This is a genomic window from Pseudoduganella albidiflava, from assembly GCF_004322755.1.
GTDB lineage: Bacteria > Pseudomonadota > Gammaproteobacteria > Burkholderiales > Burkholderiaceae_D > Rugamonas > Rugamonas albidiflava.
The window spans coordinates 5,395,785-5,409,281 of record NZ_CP036401.1 but is presented as its reverse complement, the minus strand read 5'-3'; the positions used below and the strand labels follow the sequence as shown (position 1 = coordinate 5,409,281).

19 protein-coding genes are annotated in these 13,497 nt (G+C 57.6%); 12 read left to right on the top strand and 7 right to left on the bottom strand.

Annotated features, from left to right (window positions below; translation table 11 throughout):
- The first annotated feature begins 2 nt into the window (after nt 1-2).
- The 5 genes from EYF70_RS22480 to EYF70_RS22460 are packed head-to-tail and all read left to right on the top strand — an operon-like array spanning nt 3 to nt 1,949.
- Nucleotides 3-410 (top strand): hypothetical protein, encoded by a 408-nt coding sequence (locus EYF70_RS22480; RefSeq protein ID WP_131147385.1) that lies wholly within the window; start codon nt 3-5, stop codon nt 408-410.
- Nucleotides 407-685, top strand: a complete 279-nt coding sequence (locus tag EYF70_RS22475) for a holin (protein WP_229420511.1) — start codon at nt 407-409, stop codon at nt 683-685. Before EYF70_RS22480 ends, EYF70_RS22475 begins: the two co-directional genes overlap by 4 nt.
- Nucleotides 678-1,166: a lysozyme gene (locus tag EYF70_RS22470; protein WP_131147384.1), complete on the top strand. Its 489-nt coding sequence runs from the start codon at nt 678-680 to the stop codon at nt 1,164-1,166. Before EYF70_RS22475 ends, EYF70_RS22470 begins: the two co-directional genes overlap by 8 nt.
- Nucleotides 1,163-1,657 (top strand): hypothetical protein, encoded by a 495-nt coding sequence (locus EYF70_RS22465; protein WP_131147383.1) that lies wholly within the window; start codon nt 1,163-1,165, stop codon nt 1,655-1,657. The genes EYF70_RS22470 and EYF70_RS22465 overlap by 4 nt, the downstream gene beginning before the upstream one ends.
- A gap of 58 nt (nt 1,658-1,715) precedes the next feature.
- Nucleotides 1,716-1,949 (top strand): hypothetical protein, encoded by a 234-nt coding sequence (locus EYF70_RS22460; protein ID WP_131147382.1) that lies wholly within the window; start codon nt 1,716-1,718, stop codon nt 1,947-1,949.
- 39 nt (nt 1,950-1,988) lie between these two features.
- Here the strand turns inward: EYF70_RS22460 and EYF70_RS22455 are convergent, their stop codons facing one another.
- The 4 genes from EYF70_RS22455 to EYF70_RS22440 all read right to left on the bottom strand — a co-directional run bounded on the left by EYF70_RS22455 (nt 1,989) and on the right by EYF70_RS22440 (nt 5,069).
- Nucleotides 1,989-2,723 carry a hypothetical protein gene (locus tag EYF70_RS22455; RefSeq protein ID WP_131147381.1) on the bottom strand — a complete coding sequence of 245 codons (735 nt, stop codon included), beginning with the start codon at nt 2,721-2,723 and terminating at the stop codon, nt 1,989-1,991.
- Nucleotides 2,724-2,785: 62 nt separating this feature from the next.
- Complete coding sequence (locus EYF70_RS22450; RefSeq protein WP_131147380.1) at nt 2,786-3,301, bottom strand: hypothetical protein; 516 nt, start codon at nt 3,299-3,301, stop codon at nt 2,786-2,788.
- Between the two features lie 104 nt (nt 3,302-3,405).
- Entirely contained in the window at nt 3,406-4,161 is a 756-nt protein-coding gene (locus EYF70_RS22445; protein ID WP_131147379.1) for a hypothetical protein, read from the bottom strand.
- A complete protein-coding gene (locus tag EYF70_RS22440; protein ID WP_229420510.1) occupies nt 4,161-5,069 on the bottom strand; it encodes a site-specific integrase in 909 nt (302 codons plus the stop codon). Before EYF70_RS22440 ends, EYF70_RS22445 begins: the two co-directional genes overlap by 1 nt.
- A 279-nt stretch (nt 5,070-5,348) precedes the next feature.
- Here EYF70_RS22440 and dusA point away from each other — a divergent pair, with 279 nt between their 5' ends.
- The 7 genes from dusA (at nt 5,349) to EYF70_RS22410 (ending at nt 11,042) form a co-directional block, all read left to right on the top strand.
- Nucleotides 5,349-6,287, top strand: coding sequence for a tRNA dihydrouridine(20/20a) synthase DusA (dusA, locus tag EYF70_RS22435; RefSeq protein ID WP_229420947.1), 939 nt, complete (start codon nt 5,349-5,351; stop codon nt 6,285-6,287).
- A gap of 719 nt (nt 6,288-7,006) precedes the next feature.
- On the top strand, nt 7,007-8,779 hold the full coding sequence (locus EYF70_RS22430) for a methyl-accepting chemotaxis protein (protein ID WP_229420509.1): 1,773 nt from the start codon (nt 7,007-7,009) through the stop codon (nt 8,777-8,779).
- A gap of 51 nt (nt 8,780-8,830) precedes the next feature.
- Nucleotides 8,831-9,163, top strand: coding sequence for an energy transducer TonB (locus EYF70_RS22425; RefSeq protein WP_131147376.1), 333 nt, complete (start codon nt 8,831-8,833; stop codon nt 9,161-9,163).
- Between the two features lie 33 nt (nt 9,164-9,196).
- Complete coding sequence (locus EYF70_RS22420; RefSeq protein WP_229420508.1) at nt 9,197-9,532, top strand: energy transducer TonB; 336 nt, start codon at nt 9,197-9,199, stop codon at nt 9,530-9,532.
- A 206-nt stretch (nt 9,533-9,738) separates the two neighbouring features.
- Nucleotides 9,739-10,320 (top strand): hypothetical protein, encoded by a 582-nt coding sequence (locus EYF70_RS22415; RefSeq protein WP_131147375.1) that lies wholly within the window; start codon nt 9,739-9,741, stop codon nt 10,318-10,320.
- A gap of 26 nt (nt 10,321-10,346) precedes the next feature.
- Nucleotides 10,347-10,523 carry a hypothetical protein gene (locus EYF70_RS31165; RefSeq protein ID WP_165497534.1) on the top strand — a complete coding sequence of 59 codons (177 nt, stop codon included), beginning with the start codon at nt 10,347-10,349 and terminating at the stop codon, nt 10,521-10,523.
- A 150-nt stretch (nt 10,524-10,673) separates the two neighbouring features.
- The gene (locus tag EYF70_RS22410) at nt 10,674-11,042 is read left to right on the top strand and encodes a hypothetical protein (protein WP_131147374.1); all 369 of its coding nucleotides are present in this window, start codon (nt 10,674-10,676) and stop codon (nt 11,040-11,042) included.
- 384 nt (nt 11,043-11,426) lie between these two features.
- Here the strand turns inward: EYF70_RS22410 and EYF70_RS22405 are convergent, their stop codons facing one another.
- The 3 genes from EYF70_RS22405 to EYF70_RS22395 all read right to left on the bottom strand — a co-directional run bounded on the left by EYF70_RS22405 (nt 11,427) and on the right by EYF70_RS22395 (nt 13,345).
- Nucleotides 11,427-11,876: a hypothetical protein gene (locus EYF70_RS22405; protein ID WP_131147373.1), complete on the bottom strand. Its 450-nt coding sequence runs from the start codon at nt 11,874-11,876 to the stop codon at nt 11,427-11,429.
- 119 nt (nt 11,877-11,995) lie between these two features.
- Nucleotides 11,996-12,355: a hypothetical protein gene (locus EYF70_RS22400; RefSeq protein ID WP_131147372.1), complete on the bottom strand. Its 360-nt coding sequence runs from the start codon at nt 12,353-12,355 to the stop codon at nt 11,996-11,998.
- A 321-nt stretch (nt 12,356-12,676) separates the two neighbouring features.
- Nucleotides 12,677-13,345, bottom strand: coding sequence for a pentapeptide repeat-containing protein (locus tag EYF70_RS22395; protein ID WP_131147371.1), 669 nt, complete (start codon nt 13,343-13,345; stop codon nt 12,677-12,679).
- Nucleotides 13,346-13,497: the final 152 nt, after the last annotated feature.

Here is a 13,497-nt window from a genome sequence, read left to right as displayed (position 1 = left end):
TGATGCGATACGCGATCGTAAATTATGGAGTGGTCACGAACGTGGCCGATGCAAACGAAGCGCTGGAGCCGAACTGGGTTCGCAGCGACGAAGCACAGATCGGTTGGCTGTTCGATGGAGAGGCGTTTGCCCGGCCGCCGGCATCGCTGCCACCGCCCGTATCGGAGGTGGACGGGGTGCCGATGCTGAATCTGAAGCTGATCTTGGTCGATGATGGAAAGATGACTTCCGCGGAGACCATCATCAACGGGATGGAGGGCGACGACGGCGCGCGGGCCCGTGCGTACTGGACTGCGGCGCAGACCGCTCGGCGCGACAACTGGCTGGTCAACATGATGTGGCCGCAGCTCTATGCCTCCGAAGAAGAATTCAACGACGCCTGGCAGCGTGCGGCGGCGCTTGATCCGTGAGTATCCACATCGAGACAACCCAGTATCGAATTGAAGAACTATTTTATGAAAGATTGCAAATGAGCCGACCAGCCAGCCCTGAGGTCATCAGCTACGCCGGTGCCGGCGTCTCCATCGCATCGTCCCTTACGCTGACCGAATGGGGTGTGATCATTGGTATTGCCACAGCGTTGCTCACGTTCGCGCTGAATGCCATTTATATGTACCGGAAGGATCGTCGCGAGGAAGTCGAAACGGCGGCCAGGCTGAAGCACCTGGAGGAGCATCATGAATAAGGCTCGCATGAATGTCGCCGCACTGTCGCTCTCCGCTGCAGCATTCGTCGGTATCCTGACGCGCGAAGGCTACACCGATCGGGCGATCATCCCCACGAAGGGAGACGTCCCAACGCTCGGATTCGGTACTACGGGCGGCGTGCGTATGGGCGATGTCACTACGCCAGTGGTTGCAGCCCAAAGAGCGCTTGCGGACTCCCAGCAGTTCGAGGGAGCGCTGCGGCAGTGCGTGACCGCGCCACTGCACCAGGTAGAGTACGACGTCTACGTCGACCTCTCGTACAACATCGGCGCGAGCGCCTTCTGCCGGTCGACCATCGTACGCAGGCTCAATGCCGGCGACTATCGTGCCGCGTGCGACGCCATCCTCCTCTTCCGGTACGCAGCTGGTTTCGACTGCTCGACGCCTGGCAACGGACGGTGCGCCGGCCTCTGGGCCGATCGGAAGAGAAAGCACGCTCAGTGCATGGGGGCGCAATGATCCCGGCCGAACTGGTTTCGATCCTCTTCCGCGCCGGCGCGGCGATAGCGGTTTTTCTAGCAGCCCTTGCGACTGGCTATGTCGCTGGCCGCTCCGCGGAGCAAGGCGAGCACCTGGCGGCGGAGTTCGAGCGGGCGAATGCCGAGCACGAAGCAATCACGAAACGATTGAAGGACAACGCGGCCGCAGCGGCACGCCAGGCCGCGACCAACGAAAGCATCACGAAAGGGAAAAATGATGAAGTCCAGCCTGTTATTGCTCGCATCGCTGCTGCTGAGCGGGTGCGCGTCGGGTCCGCCATCTGTGGTGGATCTGCCGGAGCGTCCACTCCCGAAGTTCCCAGCAGCGGCGATGGAGCCGATTCATCCCGCCGGATGGTTCGAAGCGACGTTGACCGAGATCTTAAAGCGTTGATGATCGCTGTCGAAAAGGACTTGGCTACCGGCCGCGCGTGCCAGGCGGCCGCACGGGAGCACGGCCTAGCGTACTGATATACTGTATAAAAACACAGTATTCCCCGATGCTATGAGCAACTTTTACAAGCCATCCTTGTCCAAGGAACAGCTACATGAGATTGGCCAGCGTCGGCACGAACCAGCACCAGGTGATGTGCAGGCGCTGCTCTGGGAAATCGCCCGGCTTCGCGCGATCGCCGCCCGGGCTGACCAGTACCTCATCGGCCCGAACAGCCTGATCCGGGATGTTCTGCGCCGCGAGCTGGACGAGTGCGCATGCGTGCAGGAGCAACAGCGCATGCGGGAAGAATTGTTCAAGAAGGGATGAGCTTATTTTGAAACGCAGGCATCGATTGCACTGGTACCATTATAGATAAGTGATAATTCCTTCCTTTAACACGGCAAACGGGCGGCAAAATTGACGTGCATCAGGAACGTCCACTACCATGGACGTAATCCTTAAGTAAGGGCCTCTCTGTACCCATACGCCGCGCCCTTCGACTTGCCATGAAAACTTTTCAGCTTGTTTTACGAAGACTGATGGGAAGTCGACATACTTCGAATCATAGCTTTGAGCTCCTTCAATATAGTCAATTTGTCCTGCTCCGAAAAAGAAGCGATCGCGAGAGAGTTTCTTAGTTATTGCATCTAAGAAGCCCATAAAGTCAAATATTTCAAAGCAAGTATCTGTACCTTCCTCAGTATGCCATCGCTGGAAAATGGCCTCGTTGTAATACATGCTAGCGCAATAAACGTGAGAATCGGGAAAGGTATGCTGCATCGAAAGGTTAAGATTTTTGAAGGCTATACCATCATTCAAACCGGAAAAAACCCTGTCCAAATAGGCATCTGGCCCACCTGAGCCATAATGGTGCTCAGCCAGTCGAATCTCAGTCCTATGCCTGCCTTCCTCGCGATCCAGCCTTGCCGCGCCATGCGCGATGCCGTCAGCAAAATCGCCGGTAGTTCCGAGGCGTAGATTGCCAGTCTCAAAGAACATATCGAAATACTTCCGGCTTAGAAACTTGTACACAGGGATCTTATCGGGAATCCAAATGTTCGAAATCATTTCAGCCAATTTTATCGGATTCACATATTTCATTAACGGCGTGCATCTATAGGGGTTGGTTATAAAATAATTCCGGCGCGTTAGTTTTCGGGCGATCAGGCGAAAGCAGTAAATTCGCGACTGAACCGCTTGAACACTTCTTCAGCCTGATCATTTAGCGCTGGCCAGCGTGCTTGCGCCCCACCATCTTCTGGGAAAAGAGTGCATGGGTAGCGGCCGCTCCATGTAGCAGCTTCTGTTAAAAAGTAAAACAGTGCACTGAATTCATCTGGCAACCTCGGGTCAACTAGCTTTGCCAAGTGTGCCAAGTTGTGGGTCTTGAGCTCCTTTGGAAATTCCGCAACTGGTGCCCAGCCCTCGCGGTCCGGAGGACCAAATTTCTTAAGTATCCATTGGGCTTTGAAGAGGTTCTCAAGCGAAAAGCCGTATAACATCGAGGCAACATTTTCTAGGTCAGAACGTTCAAAGTGGTCGATGAGGACAGCTGCGCGTTCACGCGTTGACCGCGCAGCAGCAAGCAGCGACCGAGCATGCTTGAACCATTCGAGTGCATTGCTTACCCGTTCGGCATATTGCAACTTGGCCTGTGACGACTCATCAGGTTGTTCCATGTAAGCTCCAGGTGTTCGGAATAAAGACTGCCTTTAGGGTAACTTGCATTTCGTTTACCGAGTTTTGTAGACGAAACTCTAGTGCCCTCAAATTGTAATAATTGTCATGAGGAAATTGTTTTTCGCATTATTGTTCGGATTTCAGTTTTCACAGCGCTCAACGATTCCAGGAACTTGGCGTAATCGGCGTGAAGGGAATTGCTATAGGACGACTTTAGCTCATTGAAATCTTGCTCAAGACTCGTGATCTCTTCCTTTAGTGGTTCGATGGCGATTCGCCGCAAAACGGCCGGTGCATTAGATAACGCTTGAAGCTCGCCTCGTTTTTTTATCAACTCTTTCTCTTTATTGTGCAAGTTAATTTGGAGGCCAAGGATTTTGTGAAGAAATTTGTGATGGATTTGCAATAGATTGTCAGCTTGGTTAGCCATCTCAGGAAAATAAAGCTCGATGGTGGTTAGCACCTTGGTGAGCGGTGTTTGGTCGGCATCAGGTGTTTCATCAGACCTGTAAATCATTGCCTTGCCCAGCCAGTCCCGTGTTGCCAAGCAACCATTCATCACTTCCTCCAGTTTGATTCTCCTGATGAGTTTGAATTCGCGCTCAATCCAGTCTTGATGCGATAGCGATAATTCAATACTTTTCGTGGCCTGAGTCGTTCTCTCAAGCTGGGTAATAACCTTGCTAAAATTAGATTCTATCGCCTTGAACTTGCCTTTCTCCGAATAAAAACTTGTTATGCAGGTTGCTGCAGTGGTTACGACAATGTTGACTGCAGCAAGCATAAGCCAAAACTGCCAATTGCTCAGGAAGGTACCGTCAGATAAGGCCTGAGTGACTTCAATAATTTTTTCGGACATTAATTTGTTTCCTGAAGATCATGCCTGTGTAAGTCGCGAGCCCGTAGGTGCAAATATCTTGATAACATTTTCCAATCTCGGTGACCAGATACCAAAGCCACCTCTTCAATACTGTAGCGTTGTTCGAATAGCCTCGATACTCCTTCATGGCGCAAGTCGTGAAAACGTAAATCCTCGATTCCTAGCGCATTGCAGGCGCGCGGGAAAATGGTGCTGACACTTCCCTCTGTCACTGGAAAGATACGATCTTCTCCGCTATTGCGAGGTTGCCGCAGCACAATATCAAAAGCTTCGCCAAGTAGCGGCACTTCCTGATCGTTTCCGATCTTTTCTTGCGGGTGCTTGCGGTCACGGATGATGATCGTGCGATGCCTTTCGTCCAAATCTTGCCAACGTAACGCGATGATCTCGCCAAGCCGCATTGCGGTCGCTACAGCAAAATCGATAAGGTCAGGCATCGGAATTCTCTGCCGTAACTTTTCCTTGAAATGGGCTTTCAGCTTCGTCAGTTCATCCGCCGTGGGCCTGCGATCTCGCTCTTTGGACTTTGGTGACAAGCCAAGGTAACGCATATTGTCTCGTGCGCCTGCAGTCACACTCGGATCGACCGGGAGACGCCAAAGATTTTTTGCAGCTTTTAGGACGCTGCCGAGATAAGTCAGATCAATGGCGATCGTCACACCGCCTGCGCCGGCCTTCTGCCTCGCTTGCAGGTGCTGCGTTAGCCGCTCAATCGTGAGATCTGGAAGACGCGTGTCGCCGAGCTGGGTACGCAAGGCCGCCAGCACGGCAGCCTTGTTCTTGCCAAATGGCTTGACTGTGCCAATCTCCTTGGCATATCGATCGATCAGGTCAGCCACCGTCATCTTTGATATGATGCGCACATCTTGGTGCTTCAGCGCCATCATGTTCGCCTCGGTCGTCGCGGCCCACGCAGTTGCCTGCCCCTTCGTCGAGAAGGTCCGCGTTTCCGCCGGAAAGCCCTTGCGCCTAACTTGGGCGCGCCATTGATCTCCAATCTTTATTACTGATGCCATTTCGTAGCAAATCCGTAGCACTGCGTTGTGAATTCAGGTGATTAATCATTATACCCAGTGATACAAGCCATGCAGCCAAACAATGCTCTCCCAGAGGGAAGTGCAGGAAAATCCAACACATACGCGGGTCGCCGAATTAGCGTGGCCCCGATGATGGACTGGACCGACCGCCACTGCCGCGTATTCCATCGCCACATCACGAAGCACACCTGGCTATATACAGAGATGGTGACGACCGGCGCGCTGGTGTACGGCGACGTGGAGCGCCACCTGCGCTTCAACGAGGAAGAACACCCGGTGGCGCTGCAACTAGGCGGCAGCGACCCGAAAGATCTCGCTACGTCGGCGAAACTGGGCGAGAAATGGGGCTATGACGAGATCAACCTGAATTGCGGCTGCCCTTCCGAGCGGGTGCAGAAAGGCGCGTTCGGTGCCTGCCTGATGGCCGAGCCGGAACTGGTGCGCGACTGCGTGAAGGCGATGCGCGACGCGGTATCGATCGACGTGACCGTCAAGCACCGCATCGGCATCGATGAAACCGAAAGCTATGATTTCGTGCGCGATTTCGTCGGCACCGTGGCCGATGCCGGCTGCACCACCTTCATCGTCCATGCCCGCAACGCGATCCTGAAGGGTTTGTCGCCGAAGGAAAACCGTGAGATCCCGCCGCTCAAGTACGAATACGCGTACCGCCTGAAGCGCGATTTCCCGCAGTTCGAGATCCTCATCAACGGCGGCATCAAGACCGAGGCCGAGATCGACGAACACCTGGCACACGTGGATGGCGTGATGCTGGGCCGCGAGGCGTATCACAACCCCTACCTGATGGCCACGTTCGACAGCAAGTATTACGGCGATGCCGCGCCCGTGAAAAGCCGCGAGGAAGTGCTGCGGGCGATGATGCCGTATATCGCCGCGCAGCTGGCGAAGGAGGGCGGCCGCGGGCTGAAACTGAACACGATCACGCGGCACATGCTGGGCCTGATGCAGGGCCTGCCCGGCGCGCGGCAGTTCCGGCAGACGCTGTCGGACTCGAAGCGGCTGGCTGCCGGGGATCCCGGGCTGCTGCTGGAAGCGCTGAGGCGGTAGGGGAGCAAGGTTGGGAGGCAGGGGGCCGGAACGAGCCGGCACCCTGTGCTCAAGAAAATTGCCTGGAAAATAGGGTCCATCCCTGATCCCGCGTGGATAAGCCACCCCAAGTGCAAATTCCGGGGTCAGACCCGGCGGGTCTGACCCCAGCCGTTCGCTGTTGGGGTGATTGTATGCACTACGAAGCCGAGTGCCGGCAACGCGCGAACAGTGGTTGAACGGCCGAGCTGGCAAGTGTTGTCTCGGAGAACATTTCTCTAAAAATGGTGCCTGTCACCGTTTTTCTTGGCAAGCTGGCACGCTTTGCAGCCAGGTTGCGTGCATCGTTCAGGTGCGCCAACGCACTGTTTTTGTTCATAAAACGCCTGAAACGCTCAGTTTCGTGCGCATTCCGGCCAATCTGTCGTAATTTCCCCATAGAAATCCACAATACGCATTTGTGCGTAGGATTTCGCTTGCCCGTAAGCAAGCCAAAGAATTATACTTTCCTTATGGACACACATTTCGCTGGTCTTCAATGTGTGGAACAGGACTGAAAAGCTACAGATGTTCCGCCTTTTCTTCCTCTTGCTTTGCATGCGCAGTCAAAGCTTGCTACCGTAATACAGTGCTGTACGGAAATATAAAATTCTGAAAAAGAAGAGTTTCACGAGGTAGAGCTGGCGGTCCCCGATCTTGATCGCCAGGTGTCACATAACTCCAAATAACGAAGAGTCGAAATGAATCTTAGCAAAATGAAGGTAGGCAGCCGGCTGGCGCTTGGTTTCGCACTGGTACTGGTGTTCCTGGTGGCCGTGACCGTGGTGGGTATTTTCCGCCTGGCGCAGATCCAGGATCGCCTCGACCACGTTGTTAGCGTTAACAACGTGGTAACGCGCCTGGTGATCGACATGCGCAACAACGTGGCCGACCGCATCGGTTCGCTGCGCGTGCTGACCCTGATGTCCGACCCGGCCGACATGGAACCGGAGTTTGCCCGCATCAAGGAGCAGACCGCCAAGTACCAGGCCGACCTGCAGAAGCTGGAAGCCAAGTTCGCGATCGAAGCATCGCCGGAAGAAAAGAAGCTGCTGGCGGCGATCAAGGAACATGAAGGCGTGGCGATGCCCGCCATCGAGCGCGCTTCGCAGTTCTGGCTGGCCAATGACGCGATGAGCGCCACCCGCGTGCTGATCAAGGAAATCCGTCCTGCGCAGAAGAAGTGGATGGAAGCGCTGGACCAGCTGGGCGCGCTGGAAGACAAGGTCAACAAGGAATCGGCGATCGACGCCAAGGAAGGCTTCAACAGCGCCCGTAACTTCATGATCGGCATGGGCGTGCTGGCCGTGCTGCTGTCGGTGGCCGCCGCGATCGCCATCACCCGTGGCCTGCTGAAGCAGCTGGGCGGCGAGCCGGACTACACGGCGTCGATCGCCGGCAGCATTGCCAACGGCGACCTGTCGATCTCGATCGACACGAGCGGCGCCGCGAAGGAAAGCCTGCTGTCCGAAATGAAGGAAATGCGCGACAGCCTGGTAGGCATCGTCAGCCAGGTGCGCGTGGGTACCGAAACGATCGGCACGGCATCGCGTGAAATCGCCGCCGGCAATATCGACCTGTCGTCCCGCACTGAAATGCAGGCATCGTCGCTGGAAAAGACCGCGTCGGCGATGGAAGAACTGACGTCGACCGTGAAGCAGAACGCCGACAACGCCCGTGAAGCAAACCAGCTGGCCGCCAGCGCCTCCGACGTGGCCCGCAAGGGTGGCGCCGTGGTGTCGCAGGTGGTCGACACGATGAGCTCGATCAACGAGTCCGCCAACAAGATCGTCGACATCATCGGCGTGATCGATGGCATCGCCTTCCAGACCAACATCCTGGCACTGAACGCCGCTGTCGAGGCAGCCCGTGCCGGTGAACAGGGCCGCGGCTTCGCCGTGGTGGCTTCCGAAGTGCGCAACCTGGCCCAGCGTTCGGCCGGCGCCGCGAAGGAAATCAAGGCGCTGATCGGCGACTCCGTCGAGAAGGTGGAGCGCGGTTCGAAGCTGGTCGGCCAGGCCGGCGTGACGATGGATGAAGTGGTGGCTTCGGTGCGCCGCGTGACCGACATCATGGGCGAGATCGCCAACGCCAGCCAGGAACAGAGCGCCGGCATCGAGCAGGTCAACCGCTCGATCATCGAGATGGACGGCATGACCCAGCAGAACGCCGCGCTGGTGGAAGAAGCGGCCGCCGCCGCGCAGAGCCTGCAAGACCAGGCTGGCGAACTGGCCCGCGTGGTATCGATCTTCAAGCTGGAAGCGGGCGAAGAGCGCGCCGTGATCGAAGCCGTGAGCACCGCCGCCAAGGCCGTGCCGACCACGGCCAGCGTCAAGGCGGTTGCCAAGCCTGCCGCCCGCAAGCCGGCTCCGGCCATCGCCGCCAAACCCGCTGTTGCCAAGTCCGATACCGCCAAGCCGAAGAAAACCGTGGCTTCCGCCCCGGCCGGCGCGGACGAGTGGGAAGAATTCTAAGCAAACAAACGAGACGACAACCTCAATTCACAACTTTCTGGAAAAAATAATATGAACAAGCATCTGATCACCTTCTTCGCTGCCACCCTCGTTGCTGGCGCCGCCTTCGCTTCCGAAACCCCGGCATCCGTCGATGCCCGCAAATGCAAGGCCGAATACCCGAAAGCCTCGCTGCTGAACGAAGAGCAGGGCGCGGTCACGATGGCCTTCCTGGTGTCCACGAGCGGTGACGTGGTGGAATCGAAAGTCGAGAAATCGAGTGGCTTCAAGAACCTGGACAAGGCGGCACTGAAGGCGCTGACCGCATGCAAGTTCACGCCGGGCAAGAAAGACGGCGCCGTGGCCCAGACCTGGACCAAGGTCGATTACGTTTGGGCGCTGTAATCAACCGTAGCTGATAACACAAGGGGAAATCAGATGAACAAGCGTTTCATGGGTGTACTGACCGCGGTGCTCTTCGCTGGTGCCGCTTCCGCTGCGGAAGTGCCGGCTTCCTTCGATGCCAAGAACTGCAAGGCCGATTATCCGAAGGCATCGCTGATGAACGAAGAACAGGGCACGGTATCGATGTCGTTCCTGGTCTCGGCCGGCGGCGACGTGAAGGATTCCAAGCTCGACAAATCGAGCGGCTTCAAGAACCTGGACAAGGCGGCCATCAAGTCGCTGTCCGCCTGCAAGTTCAAGCCGGGCTCGAAGGATGGCGCACCGGCCGAAACTTGGGCCAAGGTCGACTACGCCTGGAAACTGGACTGATTTCCCGACCGCGCCTTGCCGGCGCGTGACGAATGCATAAAGAAGCGCGGTGACAAGCGCAGTGATATGAATTCCTGTTTTACCTGCTTTACCTCTTTAGCCGGCTCACGCCGGCTTTTTTTTGTCCCGGTTTTGTTCCGCACGTGCGTGCGGTTACATGCGCGCACATCTGTTAATCTGGTGACTGTCCCTTATTGCCGAATGCCATGAAAACCCCGCTTTGTCTTTCCATGATGTCGCTGGCGCTGCTGTCCGGTTGCACGATGATGCGCAACCAGAACGACCCGGCGCGCCTGAAGCAGACCGTCTCGGTAATCAACGCGGTGACGTGGACGAATCCGCTGTCCGGCAAGCGCGACGGGGTGCGCACCACCTGGCCGCTGCTGCAGCTGGCCGGCCACGAGGAAATCTTCCCGCTGGCGCAGATCAAGAATTGCCCGGCGAAAGAAGCCACCGGCGCGGTACCGTGTGCATGGGGCGTGCTGAGCACATCGCGCACCATCACGCGCTACGCCTACATGGCCGGCGGCGTTACGCTGGACCTGGGCGTGCTGGTGGATGTACACCGGCGCCAGCAAGACCGCCGGCGCAACTTCCACACGTCGATGGCGATTCCCACCGACGTGCCGGCGCTGCAATACCGCAAGGTACTGCAACAGGGCGTCGCGCTGCCTTACGGGAAGGTGTACCGGATGGATTTCGACCATGGCGTGCGCTTTGAAATCTGCGCGCAGCGGCGCGACGAGAATGGTCGTGCGCTCGATGATTGCGACATACCGTATATTTGATTTGCCGAATCAACCGATGGAGGAAAATGATGGCGCAATCGAAATCTACGGGTAACCAGAACAAGCAGTCAGCCACCGAAGCGGAAGCAACGTCCACGCCCTCGAACAAGAAAGCCAAGAGCGGCAAGGAAGCGGCCAGCCATACCAAGGCAGGCGGCAATGAAGGTGCCGGCGGTGGAAAGAAGCAGGCCCGCAAGCATTGATGGTGGCCGCGCGGCATGTGCCGCGCGGCTGTTTTCCAGGCATGGGCAACATTGAATATTGCGCTGTTGTTTGCCGCTGTAACGGTGTGTAAATCCGCGGCGGGCAGGCTGGAAATTCCCTATAGTTCTCTATTGGGAAGGAGATTTACCATGAAAAGCTTGTTGATTTTGCCTGTCGTGGCAACCGTGCTGGCTGGTTGTGCCGTTCCCGGCCCTTACTACGCCGCGCAACCTGTCGATCCATACCAGTGGCGCACCGTGTCGGTAACGCCGGTGGCGCCGGGCACCGCGGCCAGGAACGGGTCGACGGTTACCTACACCACCGAGCCGCTGCCCGCCGTGACGTATGTGCCGCAGCCGGTGTATGTGCCGCAACCCGTCTATGCGCCGGCGCCCGTGTATGCGGCACCGTCTTACTGGTATCCGCCGATTTCGATCGGACTCGATTTCGTGTGGAGCCACCGTTCGGGCGGCTGGGGGCGTGGTCACCACGGCCGCGGCTGGCGCGGTCGCCGTTGATCTGTTCCGCGGCCTTGAACGCTGACAGCCGGCTCGATTCAGCCGGCTTTCTTACGTTAGCTCAGTGCAGCGTATTCAGTGCGGCCCGCTCAGTGCGGCCCGCTCAGTGCAGCCCGCTTAGTGCAGTCCGCTTAGTGCAGCAGGAAGAACGTGGCGTTGTGGAGCAGGTCGGTGGAGCACAGCAGGTAGGTGGACGTGCCAACCAGGCCGAGCAGGATGGTGCTGAAGGTGAGGGGAATGTGCCGTGCCATGATGGGCTCCTTTTGACTTAAGTTCATCTTAAGTGGGCGCCTGTCCGGCGTCATCGGCAAAAGGTGGGGCGAGTTGTAGGAGGAACGCCCGTCGACATGCGCAGCTTTTCTGGCTGCGCATTTTTTTCGCGGATCAGCGGCGACCGAACGTGATCACGCTGCTTTCGGGAGCGGTGTCGAGCGCGTCCGAGATCTTCAGCCACAGGCTCACGCTGTCGGGCTGCTTCAACTGGATGCCGGCGCCGTCGATATAGCCCACCAGTTCCAGCGTGCTGGCATTCATTTTCGCCTTGGACACTGTTGGCGCTACCATCACGAGACGGTCATACGCCTTGCGCACCTTGTTTTCCCACTTGTGCAGGCTGGTTTCCTCGAACCGGTTCGATTCGAAATACACGGTCAGCGTGCCATCCGGGTTCCCGTAGCCGACAATGCCCGAACCTTTGCGGATCGGCCCGTTGCCCAGGTCCAGTGCATCGGTGGGCACGAACACGCCGGCGCGGCCATCGAGGCCAGGGCGCTCGGTGGGGGTGTCCTTGCTGTACGTGGAAAATTCTTTCGATGCGGGAGCGGCGGAGGACATGGTGGCTATTAGTATTTGGCAATACCAATATTGTACCGGCAAATAAATTCCGTGATGCAACTCATTCGGGATATTTCACTCTGGACGCCCACCGAACAACGGTTCGGTGCGAAACAACGTCATTTATCGGCGTGTGCCTGCGGAATATCTTGCTCGGTGGCCATTGCGGGGCTGATGCCCACCGACCAGGCATAGTCATAGGCGTTGAAATGTACCTGTGCCATGTATCCGCGGGCGATCATTTCCTTGCAAAGATCCACTGCCTGCTGTTCCGTTTCGCAGGAAATCTCGTCCGGAAGTTGTTGTCCAGCCATGCTGCTCTCCGGGATCGCCACATCGAGCGGCGCGCGCTCTGCTAGTGCGCTTTTACCCAGCATGCGCCCAAGGAAGCGGGACAGGGCCTGGCCCAGACTCGCAGCCGTTTCCTTCAGCACAAATCCGGGAGAGAGAGGCAGTGCTTCGCTTTTTTGCTGATTCATCGACGGCCTTGCGAGTAGCCCTGCTGGACCGGGAGGGGCAGACAGGTTCTTAAAAGAAATTTAAATTGATACGCCACACCAATTATAAAGTTTCCTCAGGGCATTGCCAGTAAATTGACTGGAATCGTGGGCAATAAACCACGCGGGTCGAACAACGGTTTTACTGCCTGCCAGGGTGCTGCTGGCAAGCAGTGGACGTTTGATCTGGAACAGATAGAGCGGCATTAGCGAGCAGGCCATGTCGATGAAAAGTAGTCCGGCGTGGCATGGGCCTGGATGAACCAGGCGCGAACGAAGCCTGCCGGTCGGGATCGTCGGCGGTCAGCCGACCCGCAAGCCCATCTCCGCCAGCACTTCGGCCGCCTGCCGCGGCGAGATGAGGGCGCCCTGGAACAGCTTGATGTCCGACAGCTTGAGCCCGCCGAGATCCGCTTCGCGCAAGTCGGCATTGTCGAAGCGCGCGCCTTTCAGGTTCGAATTGCGCAGGCTGCCGCCGTGGAACAAGGCGTCGCGAAAATCGCAGCCGGCCAGGTCGGCATCGGCGAAATCGAGCTGGACCAGGGTCGCCTTGCGAAACGACATGCGGCGCATGTCGGCGCCGACCAGCAGGCAGTCTTCGAACGCCAGTCCCAGGTGGGCGGCTTCTTCGAAATTAGCACCGGTCAGCTTGCACCCTTTCAACAGCGCCGAGGCCAGCCTGGCCCGCCGCCAGCTACTGTTGTTCAGGTCGCAGCCGTGGAATTGAGCGTCGGTAGCATCCGCCGACTCGAAATCCGCCTGGCGGCCGCGGCAGCGTTGCCATGCGGTGTGCGTCAGTTTGGCCGCATAGAACGAGGTTTCCGCCACGCTGCAGTTCACGAAGGCCGCGCCGCGCAGGTCCAGCCGCGACAGGTCGGCGCCATCCAGGTCGCAGTGCTCGAATGTGGGGGGGCCTTGGGCGATCGCGCTTTCAACATCGGCGCGGGTCAGGGTTTGTTTTACGACATGCATCGGATTCCCGTGGTTGCGGATGCGCCGGCGCGATCTCCCATCGGAATCACGCGAGGACTTTGCCGGCGAAGGCGGCAATTATAGGGCTGCTGGCTGGCGCGTGCTGGCCCGGGAAGAGGGCTGTTGAACGCGCCGGCGATGCGGGTTGGCTG